The sequence below is a fragment of the Phytoactinopolyspora mesophila genome, assembly GCF_010122465.1.
GTDB classification, from domain to species: Bacteria; Actinomycetota; Actinomycetes; order Jiangellales; family Jiangellaceae; genus Phytoactinopolyspora; species Phytoactinopolyspora mesophila.
The window spans coordinates 1-20,685 of record NZ_WLZY01000016.1 but is presented as its reverse complement, the minus strand read 5'-3'; the positions used below and the strand labels follow the sequence as shown (position 1 = coordinate 20,685).

Genomic DNA, 20,685 nt, shown 5'->3' with positions numbered 1-20,685 from the left:
AATTTTCGAAAACATTTCGAAACCAGCAAAGGGATGGCGCGATGCGACCAATCACCTTTGCCCAACCAGTGGCGCAGAGAAGTGAGGCCGGGATGAGTAACACGATCGAACGCCAACTGCAGGTCGACGGCGCACCATGCGCCGAGATCCCACTCCCCCACGTGTGGAGAGAATGCGTTGGCGCCGGACGGGCGAACGAGGCACTGCGCGCCGATTGGCAACAGCAGTTCAAGGAAGCCGTCGACGCACTGGGGTTCCGATTCGTCCGGTTCCATGGGCTGTTTCACGACGACATGTTCGTGTACCGGGAGAGCTACGGCGGCGGGTTCGGGCCGAACACCCGCCTGGCGTCCCCGATACACACTTTCAGCTACGTGGACAAAGTGTTCGACTTCATCTTGGACTGCGGTGCCCGCCCCTTCGTCGAGCTGGGCTTCATGCCGAGCGAGCTCGCGACGGTGCGGGAGACGGTGTTCTGGTGGGGCGCGCACTGTAGCCCACCCAAAGACATGGCCCGGTGGGTTGAGCTGGTCAGCAGCACAGTCCAGCATTGGATCGATCGGTACGGCCTGGCCGAGGTTCGTGAGTGGCGCTTCGAGGTGTGGAACGAGCCGAACCTGGTTCCGCACTTCTGGACCGGGACGAAGACAGAGTATTTCGACCTCTACGCGCACACCGTCACCGCGATCAAGGACATCGACCCCGAGCTGAGGGTGGGCGGACCCTCCACCAGCGTCTTCGTGCCTGACGACCGCTACCGGGGCGAGACCGAGGACCGCTCGGCGATGCATGAGACAGCCACGGCGACCGATGTCGACGGTCTCGACTGGCGCCCGGTCTGGATCGAGGAGTTCATCGACTGGTGCGCCGAGCGCGCTCTTCCGGTCGACTTCATCTCGACTCACCTGTATCCGACCGACTTCGCGTTCGACTCCGATGGTGCGGGCATCCAGATCGCGCGCTACGCCGACGCGACATCCGACGACCTCGTCCTGCTTCGCAAGCTGGTCGCGAACAGCGCGTATCCCGAAGCGGAGATTCACATCACGGAGTGGTCCTCGTCGCCGTCGTCGCGCGACCACGTCCACGATTCACTGTTCGCCGCCACATACATCACCCGGTCGTACCTGAAATGCGCCACCCTCGCCGATTCGATCGCCTATTGGACCTTCACCGACGTATTCGAGGAGGGGGGCGCCGGGATCGGGCCGTTTCACGGCGGGTTCGGCCTGGTCAATGAGACCGGTATCCGCAAGCCGACCTTCCACGCGTTCGCGATGCTCGAACGCCTCGGGGACCGGCTTCTTCTGTCGACTTCCGACGGGGTCCTCACACGAGACAGCCAGACGTCAGCTGTGTCCGCGGTGTTTTTCAACTATCCCGAGGAGATGGGCATGAAGGCGGTCGGCTCGCACAGCTCGTACTCGGCGGCACGCGGACTGGCCGAGGTGGGTTCGAGCCGCAGGATCCAGCACTCCATCGCTGGACTCCAACCGGGCACGACGTTCTTTGTGGAGATCATCGACTGGGACCACGGGAACGTCGCCGAGGCCTGGTACCAGATGGGTTCCCCCGTGAACCCGTCCCGGGAAGAGACCGCCTACTTGAGCCGAGTCGCGGACTCACTCCAGCGTTACACCCTGACCGTGCCCGACACCGGCGTGCTCGATCTCGATGTCGACCTGCCGCCGTGGGCGGTTATGGCCCTGTGGCAGTCGGCTTGATGGTGACTAGCCCCCCGTAGGCCCGGGAGATCGGACGGCCGTCCGGGGCGGCCAGGATCGTAGCCGTCCCGGCGTGCATGAGTGCGTCGGAGGCGAAGCCAACATGCACCTCGATGTCTCCTGCTTCAACCGTGTAGTCCATCTGATGGCCGTAGAAGCCCAGCTGGCCGGTTGGAAGCTGGAACCGCACGGTCTTCCGTTCGCCGGGCGCGGCGGACACGCGGGCAAAACTCTTCAGTTCCAAGACCGGCCGGGTGACACTGGCCTGAGGGTCGCGGACATAAAGCTGGAGCACATCCTCACCGCCTCGGTGACCGGTATTGGTGATGACGGCCTCCACGTCCAGAGTTTCGCCTGCGACGACGTCGGCGGGGGAGACGCTGGCCTGTTCGATGGCGAACGCCGTGTACGTCAGGCCGTGCCCGAAGGCATATCTGGGGCTGGTCGGCATGTCGACATAATCCCCATGCCAGTGAGACCGGCCCCCGGAGGTCTTATGGCCGTAGTAGACGGGGAGTTGTCCGACACCACGTGGGTAGGAGATGGGGAGCTTTCCACTGGGGTTGTTCTCGCCCAACAGTGTCTCGGCGATGGCATCGGCGCCGAACTCTCCTGGTAGCCAGGCCATGATGACGGCGCGGCTGTGGGCATGCAGGAAATCGCTGCCTACCGGCCGGCCGGCGACGAGCACCGCGACAATCGGAGTACCCGTGGCGGCGACCGCGCGAACCAGGTCCTCCTGCACGCCGGGCAGATCCAGCGATGCGCGATCACGCGACTCCCCAGAGGTCGCCTCGAGCGTTAGACCAGAGCGGTCGCCCAGGACCATGATCGCGACGTCGGCGTCCTTCGCCGCCGCCACGGCGTCGGCGAACCCGTCGGTCGACGCCGAGTCGATCTCGCATCCGGCCGCGAACCGCAGGCGGTCGCCGAGCCGCTCCGCGAGTGCGTCCCGGATCGTCGGCACACCGTCGACGTGTTCGTTGATCTCGAGGTCGTCCGGGATTGACATGTCGCCACCGAGCAGACCGCCCTGGCGGCGTGCCGCGGCGAGGGTCTCGGCGTGGGCGGGGAATGTGTAATCCCCGAGCAGATTTCGAGCATCATCGGCGGTGGGGCCGATGAGCGCTACCGATCGCACTGAGTCACCGACCGGCAGGATCGCCGCGTCGTTCTTCAACAGCACTATGCTGTGACGAGCGATGTTGAGGGCCAAAGCCCGCTGACCACTCGTCATGACGGCCCCGTCCACCGCCGCCTCGTCCACAAACGGGTCTTCGAACAGGCCCAGATCGAACTTGTGCCGCAGGACCCGAGCCACGGCGTGGTCGAGTCTGTCGATCTTGACCCGTCCCGCATCGAGCGCGTTGGCCAGCGGCTCGCCGTAAGCGTCGGTGGCCGGTAGTTCCACGTCGATGCCCGCGTCGAGCGCCAGGCCCGCGGCGTCCTCATTGCTGACCGCCAGCTGGTGGTACGAGTACAGCTGCTCCACCGCGAAGTAGTCGGACACGACCGTCCCGCCGAATCCCCATTCTTCACGCAGCACCGACGTCACGAGAGCGTGGTTGGCGTGACACGGAATGCCGTCGACCTCGTGATATCCGGCCATGACTGACTCAAGACCGCCCTCGCGTACGGCGACCTCAAAGGGATATAGGTAAACCTCCCTCAGCAGGCGTGGTGGCAGGTGTGCGGGCGCCCAGTTCATGCCGCCTTCCGAAGCTCCGTAGCCGACGAGGTGCTTGGCGGTGGCGATCACCCCGTCGGCGAGGGAGTCTCCTTGGAGACCACGAACGAAGGCCAGCCCCATCTGAGCCACCAGGTGTGGGTCTTCGCCATACGTTTCTTCCGTGCGTCCCCAGCGGGAATCGCGGACGACGTCGAGCACCGGTGACAGACCCTGGTGACTTCCCATGGCTCGCATCTGGGTCTTGACCGATTCGGCGAGCATCCGGTTGAGTTCCGGATCCCATGTGCTGGCGACCCCGATGGCTTGGGGGTATATCACCGCCTCGCGCGCCATCACACCTGAGCACACCTCTTCATGTGCGATGGCGGGAATACCGAGGCGGGTCTCATTCACCAGAAACCGTTGAACGTCGTTGGTCAGCCGGGCGGCATCACGGGCCTTCATGCTGGTCGAACCAGCGGGACGGGTCAGGTGTCCGACGCCCAGAGCCAGTGTGGGGCGTGCCCGGTGCGCAGCGAATCGATTCCCTTCGAGCAGCGAGAACGCCCACACGCTGCCGAGCTGTGCGAGCTTCTCAGCGGTGGTCATCCTCCCCAACAGGTCGTCGACCCGGTCCTCGGTGGACGCGGCCGGGTCGCGGTAGACCGCTGCGGTCAGGGGGTTCGTACTCGGCACATTGGCTCCTTTGTTGCTCTGGCTTTCGCGGCAATGGCTATTTGCTGCCGGTCCCGAGTTGCCCGAGACCGTTGATGAACTGCCGCCGGAGGAGGAAGAAGAGGATCATGATCGGAATGACGGCGAGCACGGCCGCGGTCATGACGAGGTCCCAGCGCGGCCGGTACAGGCCGACGAGTGTGGTGATCCCCACCGAGAGCGGATAGTTCTCCTCCGAGCGCATGACGATCAGCGGCCACAGCAGGTCGTTCCACTGCTCGAGGGAGAAGATGATGGCCAGCGTCGCCATCGCCGGCTTCACCATCGGCACCACGATGCCGAAGAAGATGCGGTACTCCGACGCGCCGTCCACTCGCGCCGCGTCGAACACCTCCTGCGGCAGGCCGAGCATGTATTGACGCATGTAGAACAGCCCGAACGGATGCGCGAGCATCGGCACGATGACGCCCAGGTGGGTGTCGATCAGGCTCAGGTCGATCATGAGCAGGAAGAGCGGGATCAACAGCAGGTGGAACGGCAGCATCTGCGAGGCGAGGATGCCGACGAAGATCGTGTTGCGGAACGGGAACTGGATCTTCGCCAGCGCATATGCCGCCATCGTCACCACGACCATTGAGCCGACCGTGGATCCCACCGTGAGGATGACCGAATTGAAGAACCAGGTCACGATGGGCGTCTGGGCGAACAGGTTCTGGAAGTTCTCCAGCGTGATCGCCGACGGTAAGAAGTTGCCCGCGTCGGCGAAGATCCGCTCCGACGGGCGCAGCGCGCTGACGAGCAGCCAATAGAACGGGACAATGAACAGCAGGGCGACGACGGTGACCAGAGCCGTCGCGATTGCCTTCTTAGGCCCTCCCAGGAACCGGCGGCGCCGGCCATCCGGGTGTAGACCGGATGGCCAGGCCGGCTCGCCGCCGTCCGTTGGGCTGGGCTGGGTTGGTGGCGACGTGATGACGTTGTGCTGAGTCACGACCGTCTCACTCCTTCTTGAAGAATCCGAAGAGCTTCAGCGTGATCAGCGACACCGCCATGATGATCAGGGCCAGCACCACACCGATCGCTGAGGCGTAGCCGAGCTGGAACGACGTGAAGGCGGTCCGGTAGAGGTGCATGACTACGCTCAAGCCGCCTTGGCCCGGTCCGCCGCCACCGCCCCACAGGATCAGCGGTTCCACGAAGAGCTGGAACCCGCCGAAGATGGTCAGGACGGTGACAAAGAGGATGATCGGCTTCGACAGGGGCACCGAAAGGTGCCAGAACCGGCGCAGTGGGCCCGCTCCGTCCACCGATGCCGACTCGTAGAGCTCTTTCGGTATGTTGGACAGGCCGGTCGTGAAATAGATGATGTTGATGCCGGTCCATCGCCACGTCGCCATGATGATCATCGCCGGGATCGCCAGATGGCGTGTCTCCAGCCACCCCTGCGCCGGAACGCCGAACAGCCCCAGGAAGCTGTTGACCAGCCCGTTGGTGGTGAGAAGCAGGGAGAACACGACACCAACGACCACCAGCGACGTCAGCACCGGCAGGAAGAACGCCGATCGCAGCGCAACCGGCCGTGCTATCAGCTTTGACTGCAGCACCGCCGCCAGCACGAACGGGACAGGAATCAGCACCAGCAGTGTGCCGGCTGTGTACAGCGCTGTATTCCGCAACGCTAGGAAGAACGTGCTGTCCGACAGCAGCCGGCGGTAATTGCTGAATCCGGTCCAGTCGGTGACGCCGATGCCTTGGATGTCCTGGAAACTCAGCACGACGGCGTACCCGACCGCATAAACGCGGAAGACCCCGTACAGCACGAGGAACGGCAGGATGAAGACCGCCGCCACCACCCAGGGACGCTGGAAGAAGGGTGGCTTGCGCCGGCGCTCTTTGCGTCGCGGTGCGTGCTGTTCTGTCATGACCGACATGGCAAACCTCGCTACTCGTCGAGGGAGCGAACCTGCTCGGCGGCGCGTTCCAGCGACTCCTGCGGGTCAGCCGCCTCTTCGATCACTTCGTAGGCCACGTTCTCACCCAGCTGGAGGCTGGCTTCCGGGTACCGCGGGCCGGTGTACTCGGGGGCGAGGCGGTCGAACGTCTGCTGGAGGTTGACCATCACCGGCTCGTCGTTGAACCACGGGTCCGGCTCGGCCAGCGCCTCGTGGTCGTAAACGTCGTCGCGGAACGGATCGAACCCGAGGTCGGTCCAGAGCGCTACTTGGGCGTCATGGGTGAGTTTGGCGAACTCGAGGAACTGTTTGGCCGCGTCCAGCTTGTCGTCGTCGATCTGCGTGGTGATCGCCGTTCCCGTGCCGCCACCCATCGTGCTGACGAATCCACCTGGCTCGAACTCGGGCAAAGGCCGGACCAGAATGTCGCCTTCGGTCTCCGGCATGAAGTCGGTGAACCGGATCATGTACCACTGCGGCATCCACACCGATGCGTACTCGCCATTGTTGAACGCCTCGTAATAGACCGCTTCGTGGTTCTCACCGCCCGGTGTGGCCTCGGCGATCCCGTGCTCGTGGACCAGGTCGGAGACCAGCTGAACCGCTTCGACATTCGCCGGGCTGTCCAGGATGAACTCGTTGTTCTCGTCGTAGATGCCGCCGCCGTTCTGTTTCATCAAGCCGAGCAGTGTGCTGGCGGAGGCGGGCTCTACCGACGTCATCATCGCGTCGGTGTTCGCCACCACCTGCTTGCCGGCTTCGATGTAGTCGTCCCAGGTGACGATGTCATCGGCGTCGACTCCGGCCTCGTCCAGGATGGCCTTGTTGTAATACATGGCGTAGGTGCCGAGGTGGTAGTCGATCCCGTACTCGACGCCGTCGAGCTGGTACGGCGCCAATCGTTCTTCGACCAGTTCGCTCCGGTGTTCATCCACGACGTCGTTGAGTGGGTGCAGCGGGACCTCCCCGCGCAGGAAGGTGCCGAACCTGCCGATCTCGATGTCGACGAGGTCCGGGGCGCCGGTGGCGGACTGAAGGGAGACCAGCAGGCGGTCATGCATCTCTCCGAAGTCAGCCACCGACGAGTTGATGACGATGTTGTACTCGGAGCTCTGGGCGTTGAACTCTTCGGCGCGTTCTTTCAGGAAATCGGCGTGGGCGTCGACGAAGGTCCAGAACGTCAGCTCGATCTCTTCACCCTCGTGATCCGGATTGGCCTCCATGGCTTCCCCGTCGTCGCCGCCATTGTCTAGATCAGCGACACTTCCTCCGCTGTCACACGCGGCGACCACTATCGCCGCCGAGGCGAGAACGGACAGCAGCAGCGGCCTGAAGCCAGCTCGCTGCCCGTGAAGTTGCATTGATCGGGGGAATGCTCGCGTTGTAGTCATCGGTTCATTTCCCTTCGCTTGTGGGGTATTTCGTCGAAGTTCTTCTGCCACAAGTCCGTGCCGGCACCTGCTATGTGAGCGTTAACATCATGCGCGCCATCGGACCCGGTCTCAGAGCGCCCAGCCGCGGGTATCCGCCGAAGCGGGCTCGCGGCGGTGGCGAGCAACACCACCAGACGACGACCCATGGCCGGAGTATGTGCATGTCCTGCTCGGAGATTTCAGCACTGTTGACTTCTCTCCTTCCTTGCCTACCGGACTGCGATGTTGTGCCTACGTGCTCGGAGGCGCGGTCGACTCGCGAACAACGAGCTCGGTTGGGACGAATCGCTGCAGCGGCTGGTCGGTTGAACCGGCGACCAGCTCCTGCAGCAAACGGGCCGCCTCGTATCCCAGCTGGTGCATGGACTGGTCGATCGTGGTCAAAGCCGGTTGCGCCAGTCCTGACTCGGGAATGTTGTCGAAGCCGACGACTGACAGGTCCCCCGGGACGTCGAGGCCCAGTTCTCTGGCGACCTCCAGCACCTTCAACGCCATCCCATCGCTTGCGGTGAAGATGGCCGTGGGGCGGTCAGCCGGCTCGAGGAGTGCGCGGGCTGGTGCGATCGCGGTCTCGGGGTGAAAATCGCCTCTGCCGATCAGTGCCGGATCGACGGGCAAATCCGCATCGGTAAGCGCTGCGCGGTAGCCCTCCTCGCGGGCCCAGGCCGCCGCGAGGCTAGATCGGCCGCCGATGAAGCCGATGCGACGGTGCCCGAGGCCGAGCAGGTGATTCACCGCGGTGACCGCACCAGTGAGGTTGTCAGCGGTCACCGACGGCATGGTCGAATCGCGCACCGGGTCGATCGCCACCACAGGCGTTCTACTTTTCACCTCGCTCCACGGTGTGACCACGATGCACCCGTCCGTCAGGGTCCCCGACAGGCGGGCGAGGTTGCGTTGCTCCCAGCCGGGGGAGGGAGATGCGAATGTGTCGCTGTTCGCATAGATGATCAAGTCGAGGCCGGTGCCGTTGAGCGCCTCCATGACGCCCTTGAGCACCTCGGCGGTGTACGACTCGAAGCTATGGGTTACCAGGCCGAAGACGTTGGTGCGGTTTCGGCGAAGGCTGGTGGCGACCAAGCTCGACTCGTAGCCGAGCTCCTCGATCGCGGCACGGACTTGTGACATGGTGTCGGCGCTGACGCCATAGTGCCCATTGACGACGCGCGACACCGTCGCGATAGAGACGCCTGCGCTTCGCGCGACGTCGTGCATCGTCACGGGGCCTCTGACCTCTGTCACCCTTGCCACCTTGATGTAAACGATGTCGATTACGTTTTCGTGAAGTGCCGTAAACGTAATCGGTAACGTTTACATCGGTCAAGACCCGGCGGTGGCCAGATTCGATTCGATGTTGTTTTCCGGGCTTCGGTCCGGCGGCCCAGCAGCGACAGCGGCGAAGGTCAGGTGCGCTCCACCCAGACCTCATAGGTGGCGTTCGCAACGCCGGACCAGCTGAGTCTTCGTCTCGCCGCGACGGCGCTGGCTTCGGCGACGGCGGCAACCGGGTGTCCGGCAGGATCGATAACCGTAAGCTGTGGTGTGGATGCGGGGATATCGAGAACGACGTCCCCGCGGTCGCCGGAGGTCACAGTCGCGCCGGTGAGCGCTCCCCCGGACCATGTGACGTCGACCCGATGACCGCCGCGGCAGCGGATTCCCCGTACCTGCCCGCTGTGCCAGCTCGGCGGCAGGGCCTTGAGCAGGCTGATCGCGCCTTCATGGCTTTGTACCAGCAACTCCGTCATTCCGGCGACCGCGCCGAAGTTGCCCTCGATCTGGAAGATGTAACCGGTAGGCCAGCCTTCCAACGGATGTAGGTCGAGCATCGACGCCGAACTCAGATCATCGAGGAGGATCCTGATCGACTGTTCGGCCAGTTCGGGATCGCGCAACCGAGCTGCCAGACAGAGAATCCAGGCCTGGCTCCAGCCGGTGTGCCCACTGCCGTTGTCCAGCCTGTTCTGCAGCGCTTGCCGCGCGGCCGCGAAGTCGTCGGGTGTGCCGGCTTCGGTGATCCGGGTGCCGGGGTAGAGCCCATAAAGGTGAGAGAGGTGCCGATGGCCCGGTTCCCGGGGCGGGCGCTCGTCGCCCCACTCCAGCAGCGTGCCGTCGACGCCGATCGCGACCGGCGCGAGTTTCGCCAGGGCGGCGCGGGCACGGCCCCTGAGGTCGAGATCGTCGGACGCATCCGCAGTCAGCCGGTCGGTCAGGGAGACGTAGCGGGTCAGGACTTCGCGTATCAGCTCGCGGTCCATCGCTGCGCCGGCGGACGTTGCGGCGTGGCCGGCTCCGGCCAGGAAATGATGCTCCGGAGACGTCGACGGGCTCATCACCAGCGCGCCGTCGTCGTCAGGAACCAGCATGTCCAGCGCGAAGGCGACAACGTTGCGCAGCACAGGCAGAACTGTCTCGCGTGCGAAGGCCTCTCCTGCTCCGAAGTCCAGGTGGTCCCACACGTGGGCGGCCAGCCAGAACAGGGCCGACGGCCAGTTCGCGTGCTGCGGATCGCCGGGCACCGGGGTAGAGAAGCGCCAGATGTCGGTGTTGTGGTGTGCCGCGGACCCCGCGGCGCCGTAATAGCGGGAAGCTGTCTGGGCACCCGTGACCGTGAGATCGCGGATGAGCTCGAAGAGTGGCTGGTGCAATTCTGGCAGCGCCGTGGTTTCCGCGGGCCAGTAATTCATCTCAACATTGATGTTGGTCGTGTAGTTGCAGCTCCATCCTGGCCGGACATCGGCATTCCAGATGCCCTGCAGGTTTGCCGCCTGAGTTCCCGGCCGGGAACTGGAGATGAGCAGGTAGCGGCCGAAGTGGAAGAGCAGTTCGGCACGCGCCACGTCGGCGTCGCCGTCCGGCTCCCTGTCCTGGACCGACGGGGACAGGTCGAGATCCACGCGGTCGAAGAAGTGCTGGTAATCCCCCGTGTGCTCGGCCATGAGCTCCGAGGTCGGCCTGCTCGTGGCCGCGACCACTGGGCGCCTCGCTTCCGCGGCGATGGCCCGCAGGTCGGCGCTGGGCCGTTGGTCGAATCCGCGGAAGCCGGAGGCTGCCGATACGACGAGACGTACCTCGTCGGGACCGGTGCGCTGTACCGCGACGACCACAGCGAACCCCATTCCGGCAGCCACCGTGCCGTCGGGACCTGGGGTGTCGTCCGCATAGATGACCGCGGGATCGCGCTGGATGTAGTTGGGGAATACCTGGGACGGCACCCGTCCGGTGGCGACCAGCCATCGTTCGTCGTCGTCGCCCTCCTCGATCACCTCGGTCGACGGATGCGGAGAAGAGAACCGTATGAGGGAATCAAGGCGTAGCGTCGTTCCACGAGCGGATGCCACCAGCACGCTGGCCGGAGCCGAGACGAAGCTCTCGACCTGGAACTGCCCGTGCGCGCTTCGAGCACTGGTGGTCGCGACCGCCCGAGTGAGATCAAGCTCGCGGTGGTAGAGATCCGGCTCGTGGTCCGGGGCGTAGTGCCAGTCCAGCCAGCCGAGCGGCTGGTAGGACTGCGTCCAGCCTGGTCCCTGCATCTGGCGCGCTACGGCGTCGGCCTGGATGAAGTCGCGGGCGCTGATGGCCCTGCGCACATCGGGCAGGAACCTGCGGGGCGGCGCTCCCTGCTCGGCCGGCACGGGACCGCCGGACCAGAGGGTATCGATGTTGAGATCGATGCGTTCCGTGGCGGGACGGCCATGCATCATGGCGCCGAGCGCACCGTTGCCGATCGGGAATCCGTTGTGAAACGTGGTGGCTGGGCTGGTGAGGCGGATGCGGTGACGCGACGGCATGTGCCCTCTCTCGGAGTCTTGGCGGCAGTGGGTCCTGAGGAAGCCGGCAGGCCGCGTCGATCACCTCGGACTGCCGGCTGTCCCGCCGAACTGCTGTCACATTGAAGCTTCGTAGGCTTCCTGATGGAGTTCCAAGTAACGCTGCAAGCCCAGGCCTTCCAAGCCATCGAGGTACGACTCCCAGGCGGCGTCGCTGTCGATGTCTAGCTCGCCGGTCACGAACTGCAAACTGTTCTGGTTGACGAAGTCGTCGATGTTCGTCTGCAGGGTGGCGAGTTCACTGGAGTGCTCGGGGTCGAACCACACGTTCCAGTACGGATAGATCTGGTCTTCTGCTTCCTTGCCCTCGTACAGCTGGGTGGCCTCGAAGAGGCGACGTTCGAAGCCGTCAGCCGAATAGATATCGGTATCCGCGACCTGCGAGTTGCGGAACTCCTCGGTGTCGTTGTACTGAGCCATGGGGCCCCAGCCACCTGCCTCGGCTTGCTCATCCGGATCAACCGGGATGACCCTGAAGGTCGGCTCCAGGCTTTCATCGAGCGCCACATCGCCCTCTCGCGCCGGCTCCCAGCCAATACCCTCCTGGCCGAACTGCGCGAAAATATGGCCCTCCTCGCTGAACATGTAGTCGAGGATCTTGATGGCGGTGATCTGGGCTTCCTCACTGGCCTCGGCCGTGAGAACGAAGGTCGCGCCGGCAATGCTCGGGAGGTTGTACGTCGCGTACTGCGCACCGTCGGGCCCGGTGAGCGGCGGAACCGGATCGTAGTCCTTGTCCCGGCCGTCGGCCTGGTTCAGAGTGACGACGAGGCCGGGATGCTGCACGGTAGCGGCGCCGACGATGGGCGCATCGGCGTTGTCACCCTTGGCTATGAGCGCGTCCCGGTTGTCGGTGAACGCACCCGGATCGATGAGGCCGTCCTCGAAGAGAGACGCCATGTAGCGTAGCCCTTCCCGCCAGCCGTCCTGGCTCGCCTGCAGCTGCACCTGGCCGTCGTTGAGCGCCAGCGTCGACGGATAGGCGTCGGACGCCTGCGGGTTATACAGGAATGCATTCATGAAGTACGGCAGCACGAGGTCTGACGTGCTACCGGAGAGCGGGATCTCATCGGCCTTGCCGTTGCCGTTGGGGTCCTCTGTCTTGAAAGCCAGCAGCACTTCGTGCATCTCATCTGTTGTCGTCGGAACATCCAGACCGAGCTCGTCGAGCCAGTCGGATCTCATCCACAGCTTCGCGGAGTAGGAGCAGTGGTAGCAGTCGTTCCACTGGGGCAGCCCGTAGATGTTGCCATCAGGGGCCGTGGCGAACTCTTGGTACTCCGGTGTCCGCTCGAACTCCGCGGTGATGTTGGGAGCGTGTTCTTCGATCAGGTCGTTGAGCGGCTCGATGACGCCCTGGTTGGCTAGCCGCTGCAGCTCGATCTTGTTGAACTGATCGACCCATGGGACCAGCATGTACACGTCGGGGAGGTCGCCGCTGGCGAGGGAGATCTGCCGTGTCTCCCTGGCCGCGTTGGCGTCATACGTGGTCGTTTCGAACGAGAGCTCGACATCGAACATCTCCTCGACGTGCTCGGTAAACCAGGCGTTGTTCAGGTTCCCGGTCGCCCCCTGCGGCGCGAAGATGGTGAGCGTGCCGTCGTCGGACCCTGCGCCGCCGCCCGAACAGGCGGCCGGCAGCACACAGACGAGCAGCGCTGCGAACGCAGCGACCGGTCTCTTGATGGTGGAGATCATGGTTGCACCTCGTGTACTGGATGGGACGGGGTGGGTTGTACCACTACGTGTCAGATGAAAGGTCGAGAGTTCGGCATCGCCGTCAGCCCTTGACCGCGCCCAGCGTCGCTCCCTTGCTGAAGTGACGGGCGACGAAGGGATAGATGAGCAGGACGGGCACGGTCGAGATCACGATGAGGGAGTATTTGAGCAGGTCGGCCATCTGGCGCCGTTCCATCATCGTGGTGGTGTCCGTGCCGCCTTCGGTGTTGAGGATGAGGATGTTGCGCAACACCAACTGCAGCGGGTAGAGGTCATCGCTCCTCAGGTAGAGCAAGGCGTCGAAGTACGAGTTCCACTGATAAATGGCGTACATGAGCGCGATGACCGCGAGCATCGGTTTGGCCAGCGGAAGAACCACGGACCACAGCACCCGCAGGTCACTGGCACCGTCGATCTCGGCGGCTTCGTACAGCTCACTCGGTATCGAATGCCGGAGATAGGTTCGAGCGATGATCACCTGCCAGACGCCCACCGCCTGTGGGAGGATCATCGCCCACCTGGTGTCGAGCATCCCCAGGGATTGGACCACCAGGTAAGTCGGGATGACGCCGCCCGCGAACAGCATGGTGAACACCACGAAGCGGGTGATGATGCCCGCGCCGACGAAGTCCACGCGGGAGAGCGGGTACGCGATGGCGATGGTGAGGGTCAAGCTGATGAACGTGCCCGCGCTCGTGTAGATCAACGAGTTGACAAAACCGGTCACCACCTGCGGGTTGGACATGGCAACCTCGTAGCCGCGGACGGAGAACTCGACCGGCCATAGGGTGACCCGTCCGGACGACACCGCGTTCGGGCTGCTGAACGAGCTGGCCAGAATATGCAGCAGGGGGATCAGTACGACCGCGAGGAATGTCAGCAAGAGCGCGTAGACGCCGATCATGAAGACGCGGTCGACATTGCTATCCCGGATTCGCCGGGACCGCCGGCGTTTCTCCGCCGGGGCCGGCTTCCGTGCCTTCGCTACGGTCCCGTCGTCGTGATTGTGCACTGCGGTGGAATCGGTCATCGCTAGGTCCCTCCCTTCATCGGTCTCGCTCACCACAGGCCATGGCCGAATACGCGCTTGGCGATGAAGTTCACCCCTACGAGCAACCCGAGATTGATCACCGAGTTGAACAGTCCGACCGCTGCTGCAAGGCTGAAGTCCGCATTGAGCAAGCCGGTCTTGTAGACGTAGGTCGGGATGATCTCCGAATGGCTCAGATTCAAGGGATTCTGCAGCAGAAATGCCTTCTCGAATCCGATGGCCATGATGTTGCCGACGCCGAGGATCATCAAGATGGCGGCTGTGGGCATGATGCCCGGAAGGTCGACATGGATGATCTTCTGAATTCGGGAGGCGCCGTCCACTTTCGCGGATTCGTAGAGCGTTGGGTCGATGCCGGCGAGGGCAGCCATGTAGATCACCGCGGAATAGCCCGCGGTTTGCCAGACATCGCTCCAGACGTAGATGTGGCGGAAATAGTCGGGGTTCCCCAGGAAGTCGATCGATCCGATCCCGAACAGACCGAGCGCGTCATTCGCCAGCCCAATGCGCGGCGAGAGGAACAAGATCGTCATCGACACGACGATGACGGTCGAGATGAAGTACGGCGCGAATGTCACCATCTGGACCGTGCGCTTGAAGAACCTGTGTCGCACCTCGTTGAGCGCGAGCGCCAAGATGATCGGAATGGGGAATGCCGCGAGGAGTGTGTACGCCGAAAGAATGAAGGTGTTGCGGACTATCCGCCAGAACGCAGGGTTATCGAAGAACGCTTGGAAGTGCTGCAAGCCGACCCAAGGGCTGCCCCATATCCCGACCACGGGGCTGTAATCCTTGAACGCGATGACAGCATTGACCATCGGCACGTATTTGAAGACGAGGAAGTAGATCAGAGGCACGGCGGCCAGCAGGTACAACTGCCAGCGGCGGCGCATCCTGCGCTTGGCCAGCTGCCAGCCGGTCCGTGACCTGGTCGTCTGCAGTGGGCGGGCGGTCGTACCCACGGCGGGGTGTGGGGTGATGGGTGCGCCGGACGCCATCAAAACACCTCCTCTGTTTCGGAGTGCTGCTGCGGCACTGCGAGCTCATACTCAGCGGCCATGGACGCGCACCTCGATCAGTTCAGCGGGCGAGCCGGGGAATACCACCCGGACGGCGCGAACGGTGCGGCCCCCCAGAACCACCACCGCAGAACCGCGCCCGGTGGTGCCATTGGCCACCTGGGTGAATCCACCGCCAGTGCCGCTGCTGGTCTCGATCACGAACGGGACATCGATGCCTGCGCCGAACATGGCAGTGACGACGTCCGCGTGCCAAGCAGCCTCGAGATCAACGTGGGCCCACGTGCCAGGCTGGTCGACATCACTGACCCATCCTCGATCGACGCGGTAGTCCGTGACGAGGCTGGCCGGCGATCCGCTGCGGTATCCGCTGCTGAAGACCGGGCGGTCGGCGGAGAGCAACTTCGGTACGTTGCCGGCCGGCGGGTGGGTGAGCGATGGCGGCCCGGTGGAAAGGCGCCGATCCTGACCCGTCCACGACTCACCGCCGGTCGCCTCGACGTGCAGTGTCGCCGGCTGCAGCCCGTCGGCGTGGGCACGCAGCACATTAGTGCCGGAGTAGTACGAGCGGAACTCGATAGCGCCGTGGCCGTCGAGCAGTCCCCGGTTTCGCGCCGAGAGTTCGATCGAGGTGCCCGTCGGGAAAATGCCGCCCCCGTCAACAACGTCGATGGTCACCGGCCTGTCGTCGGCGACCACTCGTCCGGTCTCGTCGAGCAGTTCCACCCTCAACTGGGCGTCATCAGTGCCGTCGGTCCTGATCGTGGTGCGGTCCGCGGTAAGCCGTATCGCGGTCGCGGTACCGGAAACGGGCCATGGCGGCGGGTCGACGCCTCGCAATGCGTGCCGGTACCAGTACCAGGACCGCAGCGGGACCCGAAAATAGTCGATGAAACCCATGGACCCCATGCCGGGCAAGATGCTGCCGTGGTGGAAGCCGCACCAGAGCGCGATTCCCGACCGCCAGCGGTGTTCGATTTCGACTCCGTGGCTGTACCGCGGGCCGTACACGCCCGGCCGGTCCTCCATGACGCAGCCGTACTCGGACACTATGTTCGGCCACGGCGGTGCGTGGAAGAGAGAAGCGCCGTCGCCGTTGTAGCCGGCGATGTCGCCGAGTTCGTCGAAACCTCGTCGTTGCGCGCCTCCGACAGCGGCCGGTCGGGTGGGGTCGAGTTCATGCGCGAGGTCGACGAGGCGGCGGGTGAGCTTCTTGGCTTCGGGGATCACCTCGTCATCGGTGAAGAATGCCTCGTTGCCGACGCTCCAGGCGATGATGCTCGGATGGTTCCGGTTGACCCTGATCATCTCGGACAAAGCCTGTAGGCAGCTCTCCTCGAACTCGGCCCGGTCCGCAGGCTCCGGCGGATACGCGCTGGCAGTCCAGTAGCCGTCGACGTTGTCTCCGCCGGTTCCCCAGAAGCACAGCTCGGACCAGAAGAGAAGACCTTGCCGGTCGCACTCGGTGGCAAACTGCTCGTGGTGGGGATAGTGCGAGCCGCGGATGAAGTTCATTCCGCACTCACGGATCAGGGCCACGTCACGCCGGATGCCAGCGTGTGTCACGGCGTCACTCCAGCCGGCATGGTCCTGGTGGACATTGGCACCATGGATGGCCAGCCGGCGTCCGTTGAGGAAGAAGCCGTCGTCGGTGGTGAACTCGACGGTCCGTACGCCGAACTCGGTCCGCGTATTGTCAATCGGGCCGGACCCGCCGGCGAGCGCCTGATCGAGCCGGTACAGCGTCGGCGTGTCCGGGTGCCACAGGCGCACGTCCGGAATAGTGATCTCCTGACGGAACGTGCGAGTCTCGCCGGCCGCCAGCGTGACGGGGATCTCGGCAGTGAGCACGGGGGTCTCGTCCAAGGACACCTCCGCGAGCAGGTCGCCGGTGAACGCCAGGTCGGAGTCGTTGACGAGTTCGGTCGCGACCGTCACTGTGGCGTCGCTGCCGTCTACCCGTGTGGTGCTGATCCCGGTGCCGTACCACGCGATGCGCGTCTGTTCGGCCACGATCAACGAGACGTCGCGATAGATGCCGCCGTTGAAGACATGTTCTCCCGCTCGCGGTGCGAGCCGTGGGTTCCACTCATTGCTCACTCGTACAGCGATCAGGTTCGAGCCCGGTCGCACAAGGCTGGAGATGTCCACGATGAACGCGGTGTAGCCGCCGAGGTGGCGGCCGGCTCGCTCGCCGTTCACGTACACCTCGGCGTCCTGGAACACCCCGTGGAACTCCAGCGCGACGTATCGGTCGACGTCGTCATCCCCAAGGTGAATCGTCCTGCGGTAGACACCCTTGCCGACGTAGAAGCCGCCTTCCATGAAGTACGGGATGCCGAACGAGTGGGGAAGACCGACGTCGAACCAGCGGCTGTCGTCGAAATCCGAGTGGACCGCGCCCGGAGGGTCGCCGTACGCGAACTTCCACGAGCGGTTGAGCAGCTCCGTCCGGCGCGTCATGGGCCGTCCTCCTGCCAGCGGTACGTGTCAACCGAGTGGCGGTGCATCTCGGCGCCGATTCCTGGCGCCGAGGGTGCGAGATACCGCCCGTCGCGGATCACAACTGGGTCGACGAAATGCTCGTGCAGGTGATCGATGTACTCGATGGCCCGCCCGTCCGTGCTGGCGCTGACCGCGACGTAATCGAACATGGCCAGGTGCTGGACCATCTCGCATAGGCCTACGCCGCCAGCGTGAGGGCAGATGGGCACGCCGTACTTCGCCGCGAGAAGGATGACCGCCACGTTCTCGGTGACCCCTGCCACGCGGGATGCATCCAGCTGAACGACGTCGAGGGCGCCTGCCTGCAGAAACTGCTTGAACATCACCTGGTTGTGGATGTGCTCACCGGCGGCCACCTTGATGGGCGCCACCGCGTCCCGGATAGCGGCGTGGCCCAATACGTCGTCGGGCGACGTGGGCTCCTCGATCCAGTACGGATCGAAACGCGCCAGGGGCTCCAGCCACTCGATGGCTTGCTGGACGCCCCAGGCCTGGTTGGCGTCGATGGCGATACGCGCCGCCGGGCCGAGCGTCTCGCGCGCCAGCCCGAGACGTCGTATGTCGGTGTCCAAATCCGCGCCGACTTTGAGCTTGATGTGATCGAACCCGTCCGCCACCGCTTCCTTAGCGAGCCGGACCAGTTTGTCGTCGGTGTAGCCCAGCCACCCCGGAGTAGTCGTGTAGGCCGGATAACCGTTGGCGATGAGATCCGCCTGGCGAGCTCCGCGGCCAGGCTGAGCCTGTTCCAGGATTTCCAGCGCCTCGGCCGGAGTCAGGGCATCTTCCAGGTAGCGGAAGTCGACGAGATCAACCAACTGTTGCGGCGACATCTCCGCCAGCAACCGCCAGACCGGTTTGTCTTCCACCCGGCCGTACAGATCCCAGGTCGCGTTGATGATTGCCGCGGCGGCCATATGAATGACGCCCTTGTACGGGCCAAGCCAGCGCAGCTGGCTGTCGCCGGTGAGCATCTCGGAGAACCCGCCCAAATCGGAGAGCACGTCCGGCAAGGGAAGACCGATCACCAGCGGCGCGAGGGCCTCGATGGCGGCAACCTGAGCATCGTTGCCGCGTCCCACGGTGAATGCCAGCCCGAACCCTTCCCGCCCGGCAGTGGTACGGATAACGACGTACGCTGCCGAGTAATCGGGTTCGGGATTCATCGCATCCGAACCATCAAGATCACGTGACGTGGGAAAGCGGACGTCGACTGCCTCGAGCGCGCTGATCACCTCGGCCACCGGTCACACGCTCTCGTCGAGGTACGGGCTTGGCCCGGTCTGATGATGCGCCACGGTTCACGTCTCCGATCTGTCACCGGATGGACATCCTGAAGTAATGGGATGTATTTATATCGCCTCATCTTCGGAGGTGTCCATGCCCAAGTGATGAAAAGTCTTTGACCTGGATTTATGCTGCTCGTCGGAAAGATCTCGGGCACCCTGACTGCTACCTTAACGTCAAGAGATGGGATGTCATCGTCGAACGTGTCGCTTTTTGCTGATGACTGATCAGGGAGATGGGCCGAGCCGGCCAGCGGAGTCGCCCCTCAGGGCGCGGCGGCCTACCCTGGAGAAGGTGAGCAGGATATTCGGCACCAGCTTCGCGTCGGTGTACCCCCACTACGTCACCAAAGCGGAGAAAAAGGGGCGCACGAGGGCCGAGTTGGATCAGGTCATCCAGTGGCTAACCGGCTTTGACGAGGCCGAGTTGAGGAGCCACCTCGACAACGGCACAACCTTCGAGGACTTCTTCGCAGATTCGCGACTCAACCCGAATGCCTCGTTGATCACCGGCGTGGTGTGCGGCGTGCGTGTCGAGGACATCGACGATCCATTGATGCAGAAGATCCGCTACCTAGATAAGTTGGTCGACGAGCTCGCCAGAGGTAAGCCGATGGAGAAGATCCTGAGAACGTGATCATGAACCTCCGGGGCCCGCTGGGGCGCCTTGTGACTGAGGCGATGGGGCCGAGAGACCTCCCCGCTGGTCATGAGGTCCGCAGCCACTCCGATCGGCCCATCGTGCCAATGTGGCGGTGCCCAAGGGCAAAGACAGTCCAACTGTCATGGGATGTCATCTCCCATCCTCCATGGCCACTGCCCTGTTAGCCAATATCGGTGCTGGAAAAATGCCAGCGAGGCGCGGATACGTTGAAGCGACAGCGACAACTGATATCCAGACATGGGATGACTCTAGAATGGGCGTCGGTACCGACCCATTCATCCCCGCCACAGCGCGGGCCGAATAGGCAGGGGCACGTATGTCGCTGACCAACCAGGCCATTGCCCGGATCCGGGAGCTCATCCAGTCCGGCGAGCTCCAGCCAGGGGCGAAGCTCCCGCCTGAGCAAGAGTTGGCAGCCGAGTTGGGTTTGGGACGTAACCTGCTACGTGAGGCCGTTCAGGCGTTGGTGGCGATGCACGTTCTGGAGGTGAGACGCGGCAGCGGCACGTTCGTTACCAGCCTGGAGCCCAAGGAGCTACTGCAAGGGGTCGGCGCGGCGGTCGAGCTTCTCCGTGGCGACACGCTCCTCGAGGTGATAGAAGTGCGCCGCCTGTTCGAGCCGGTCGCCACCGCGCTCGCCGCGAGCCGGATGTCGCCACATCAGTTGGCCTTAGTCAAGGAACATCTCGATGCCATGCGCGCGGCGGCGGACGATGTTGAGTTGCTCAACTACCACGACGCGGCCTTTCACCGGGAGGTGATCGCCGCCACCGGCAACGACACCCTTTCCGCCATGCTGGATGGTATCGCCGGACGAACCGTGCGCGCTCGGGTCTGGCATGGACTGGTCAACGATCGCGCCGCTGGGCGCACGCTGGCCGAGCATGAAGCCATCTACTCCGCACTTGCCGTCGGGGATGCCGTCTTGGCGCAATCAGCGGCGATGATGCATGTCAACACGACCGAGACCTGGTTGCGCGCTCATCTCTGACCCTCGCAAGCCAACCGCGTATGTCTGTCCCGCTCGCCCTCTAAGCCTGGATCCGTGGACCGGTTGGTTGATCGTTCGGCGTGGTGAATAGAGAAAGTGCCTTCTGTGCAGGGACAATGAGGATTGTCTAGGCCCTAATCGTCTCTGCGTCGGAAGGCACTTTCAGTGCA

14 protein-coding genes are annotated in these 20,685 nt (G+C 64.0%); 3 read left to right on the top strand and 11 right to left on the bottom strand.

What is annotated here, in order from left to right:
• The first annotated feature begins 92 nt into the window (after positions 1–92).
• Complete coding sequence (locus tag F7O44_RS28165; RefSeq protein ID WP_162453668.1) at positions 93–1,724, top strand: GH39 family glycosyl hydrolase; 1,632 nt, start codon at positions 93–95, stop codon at positions 1,722–1,724.
• Here the strand turns inward: F7O44_RS28165 and F7O44_RS28160 are convergent.
• From F7O44_RS28160 to F7O44_RS28110, 11 genes are all read right to left on the bottom strand, one after another.
• Positions 1,699–4,089, bottom strand: a complete 2,391-nt coding sequence (locus tag F7O44_RS28160; protein ID WP_162453667.1) for a glycoside hydrolase family 3 N-terminal domain-containing protein — start codon at positions 4,087–4,089, stop codon at positions 1,699–1,701. The genes F7O44_RS28165 and F7O44_RS28160 overlap by 26 nt on opposite strands.
• A gap of 37 nt (positions 4,090–4,126) precedes the next feature.
• The gene (locus tag F7O44_RS32175) at positions 4,127–5,059 is read right to left on the bottom strand and encodes an ABC transporter permease subunit (protein ID WP_162453666.1); all 933 of its coding nucleotides are present in this window, start codon (positions 5,057–5,059) and stop codon (positions 4,127–4,129) included.
• Positions 5,060–5,066: 7 nt separating this feature from the next.
• The gene (locus F7O44_RS28150; protein WP_162453665.1) at positions 5,067–5,990 is read right to left on the bottom strand and encodes a carbohydrate ABC transporter permease; all 924 of its coding nucleotides are present in this window, start codon (positions 5,988–5,990) and stop codon (positions 5,067–5,069) included.
• A 20-nt stretch (positions 5,991–6,010) separates the two neighbouring features.
• Positions 6,011–7,411, bottom strand: a complete 1,401-nt coding sequence (locus F7O44_RS28145) for an ABC transporter substrate-binding protein (protein WP_162453664.1) — start codon at positions 7,409–7,411, stop codon at positions 6,011–6,013.
• Between the two features lie 273 nt (positions 7,412–7,684).
• Positions 7,685–8,695: a LacI family DNA-binding transcriptional regulator gene (locus tag F7O44_RS28140; protein ID WP_222851784.1), complete on the bottom strand. Its 1,011-nt coding sequence runs from the start codon at positions 8,693–8,695 to the stop codon at positions 7,685–7,687.
• Between the two features lie 161 nt (positions 8,696–8,856).
• Positions 8,857–11,244: a glycoside hydrolase family 95 protein gene (locus F7O44_RS28135; protein WP_162453663.1), complete on the bottom strand. Its 2,388-nt coding sequence runs from the start codon at positions 11,242–11,244 to the stop codon at positions 8,857–8,859.
• A 96-nt stretch (positions 11,245–11,340) separates the two neighbouring features.
• Positions 11,341–12,981 carry a type 2 periplasmic-binding domain-containing protein gene (locus F7O44_RS28130; protein ID WP_162453662.1) on the bottom strand — a complete coding sequence of 547 codons (1,641 nt, stop codon included), beginning with the start codon at positions 12,979–12,981 and terminating at the stop codon, positions 11,341–11,343.
• 82 nt (positions 12,982–13,063) lie between these two features.
• Entirely contained in the window at positions 13,064–14,032 is a 969-nt protein-coding gene (locus F7O44_RS28125) for a carbohydrate ABC transporter permease (RefSeq protein ID WP_162453661.1), read from the bottom strand.
• 29 nt (positions 14,033–14,061) lie between these two features.
• Complete coding sequence (locus tag F7O44_RS28120; RefSeq protein WP_162453660.1) at positions 14,062–15,051, bottom strand: ABC transporter permease; 990 nt, start codon at positions 15,049–15,051, stop codon at positions 14,062–14,064.
• 51 nt (positions 15,052–15,102) lie between these two features.
• A complete protein-coding gene (locus F7O44_RS28115) occupies positions 15,103–17,535 on the bottom strand; it encodes a glycoside hydrolase family 2 protein (protein ID WP_162453659.1) in 2,433 nt (810 codons plus the stop codon).
• The gene (locus F7O44_RS28110) at positions 17,532–18,818 is read right to left on the bottom strand and encodes an enolase C-terminal domain-like protein (RefSeq protein ID WP_222851783.1); all 1,287 of its coding nucleotides are present in this window, start codon (positions 18,816–18,818) and stop codon (positions 17,532–17,534) included. Before F7O44_RS28110 ends, F7O44_RS28115 begins: the two co-directional genes overlap by 4 nt.
• A 337-nt stretch (positions 18,819–19,155) precedes the next feature.
• Between F7O44_RS28110 and F7O44_RS28105 the strand changes: the two genes are divergently transcribed.
• The gene (locus F7O44_RS28105; protein ID WP_222851782.1) at positions 19,156–19,497 is read left to right on the top strand and encodes a DUF2200 domain-containing protein; all 342 of its coding nucleotides are present in this window, start codon (positions 19,156–19,158) and stop codon (positions 19,495–19,497) included.
• Between the two features lie 343 nt (positions 19,498–19,840).
• Positions 19,841–20,515, top strand: a complete 675-nt coding sequence (locus tag F7O44_RS28100) for a FadR/GntR family transcriptional regulator (RefSeq protein ID WP_162453657.1) — start codon at positions 19,841–19,843, stop codon at positions 20,513–20,515.
• Positions 20,516–20,685: the final 170 nt, after the last annotated feature.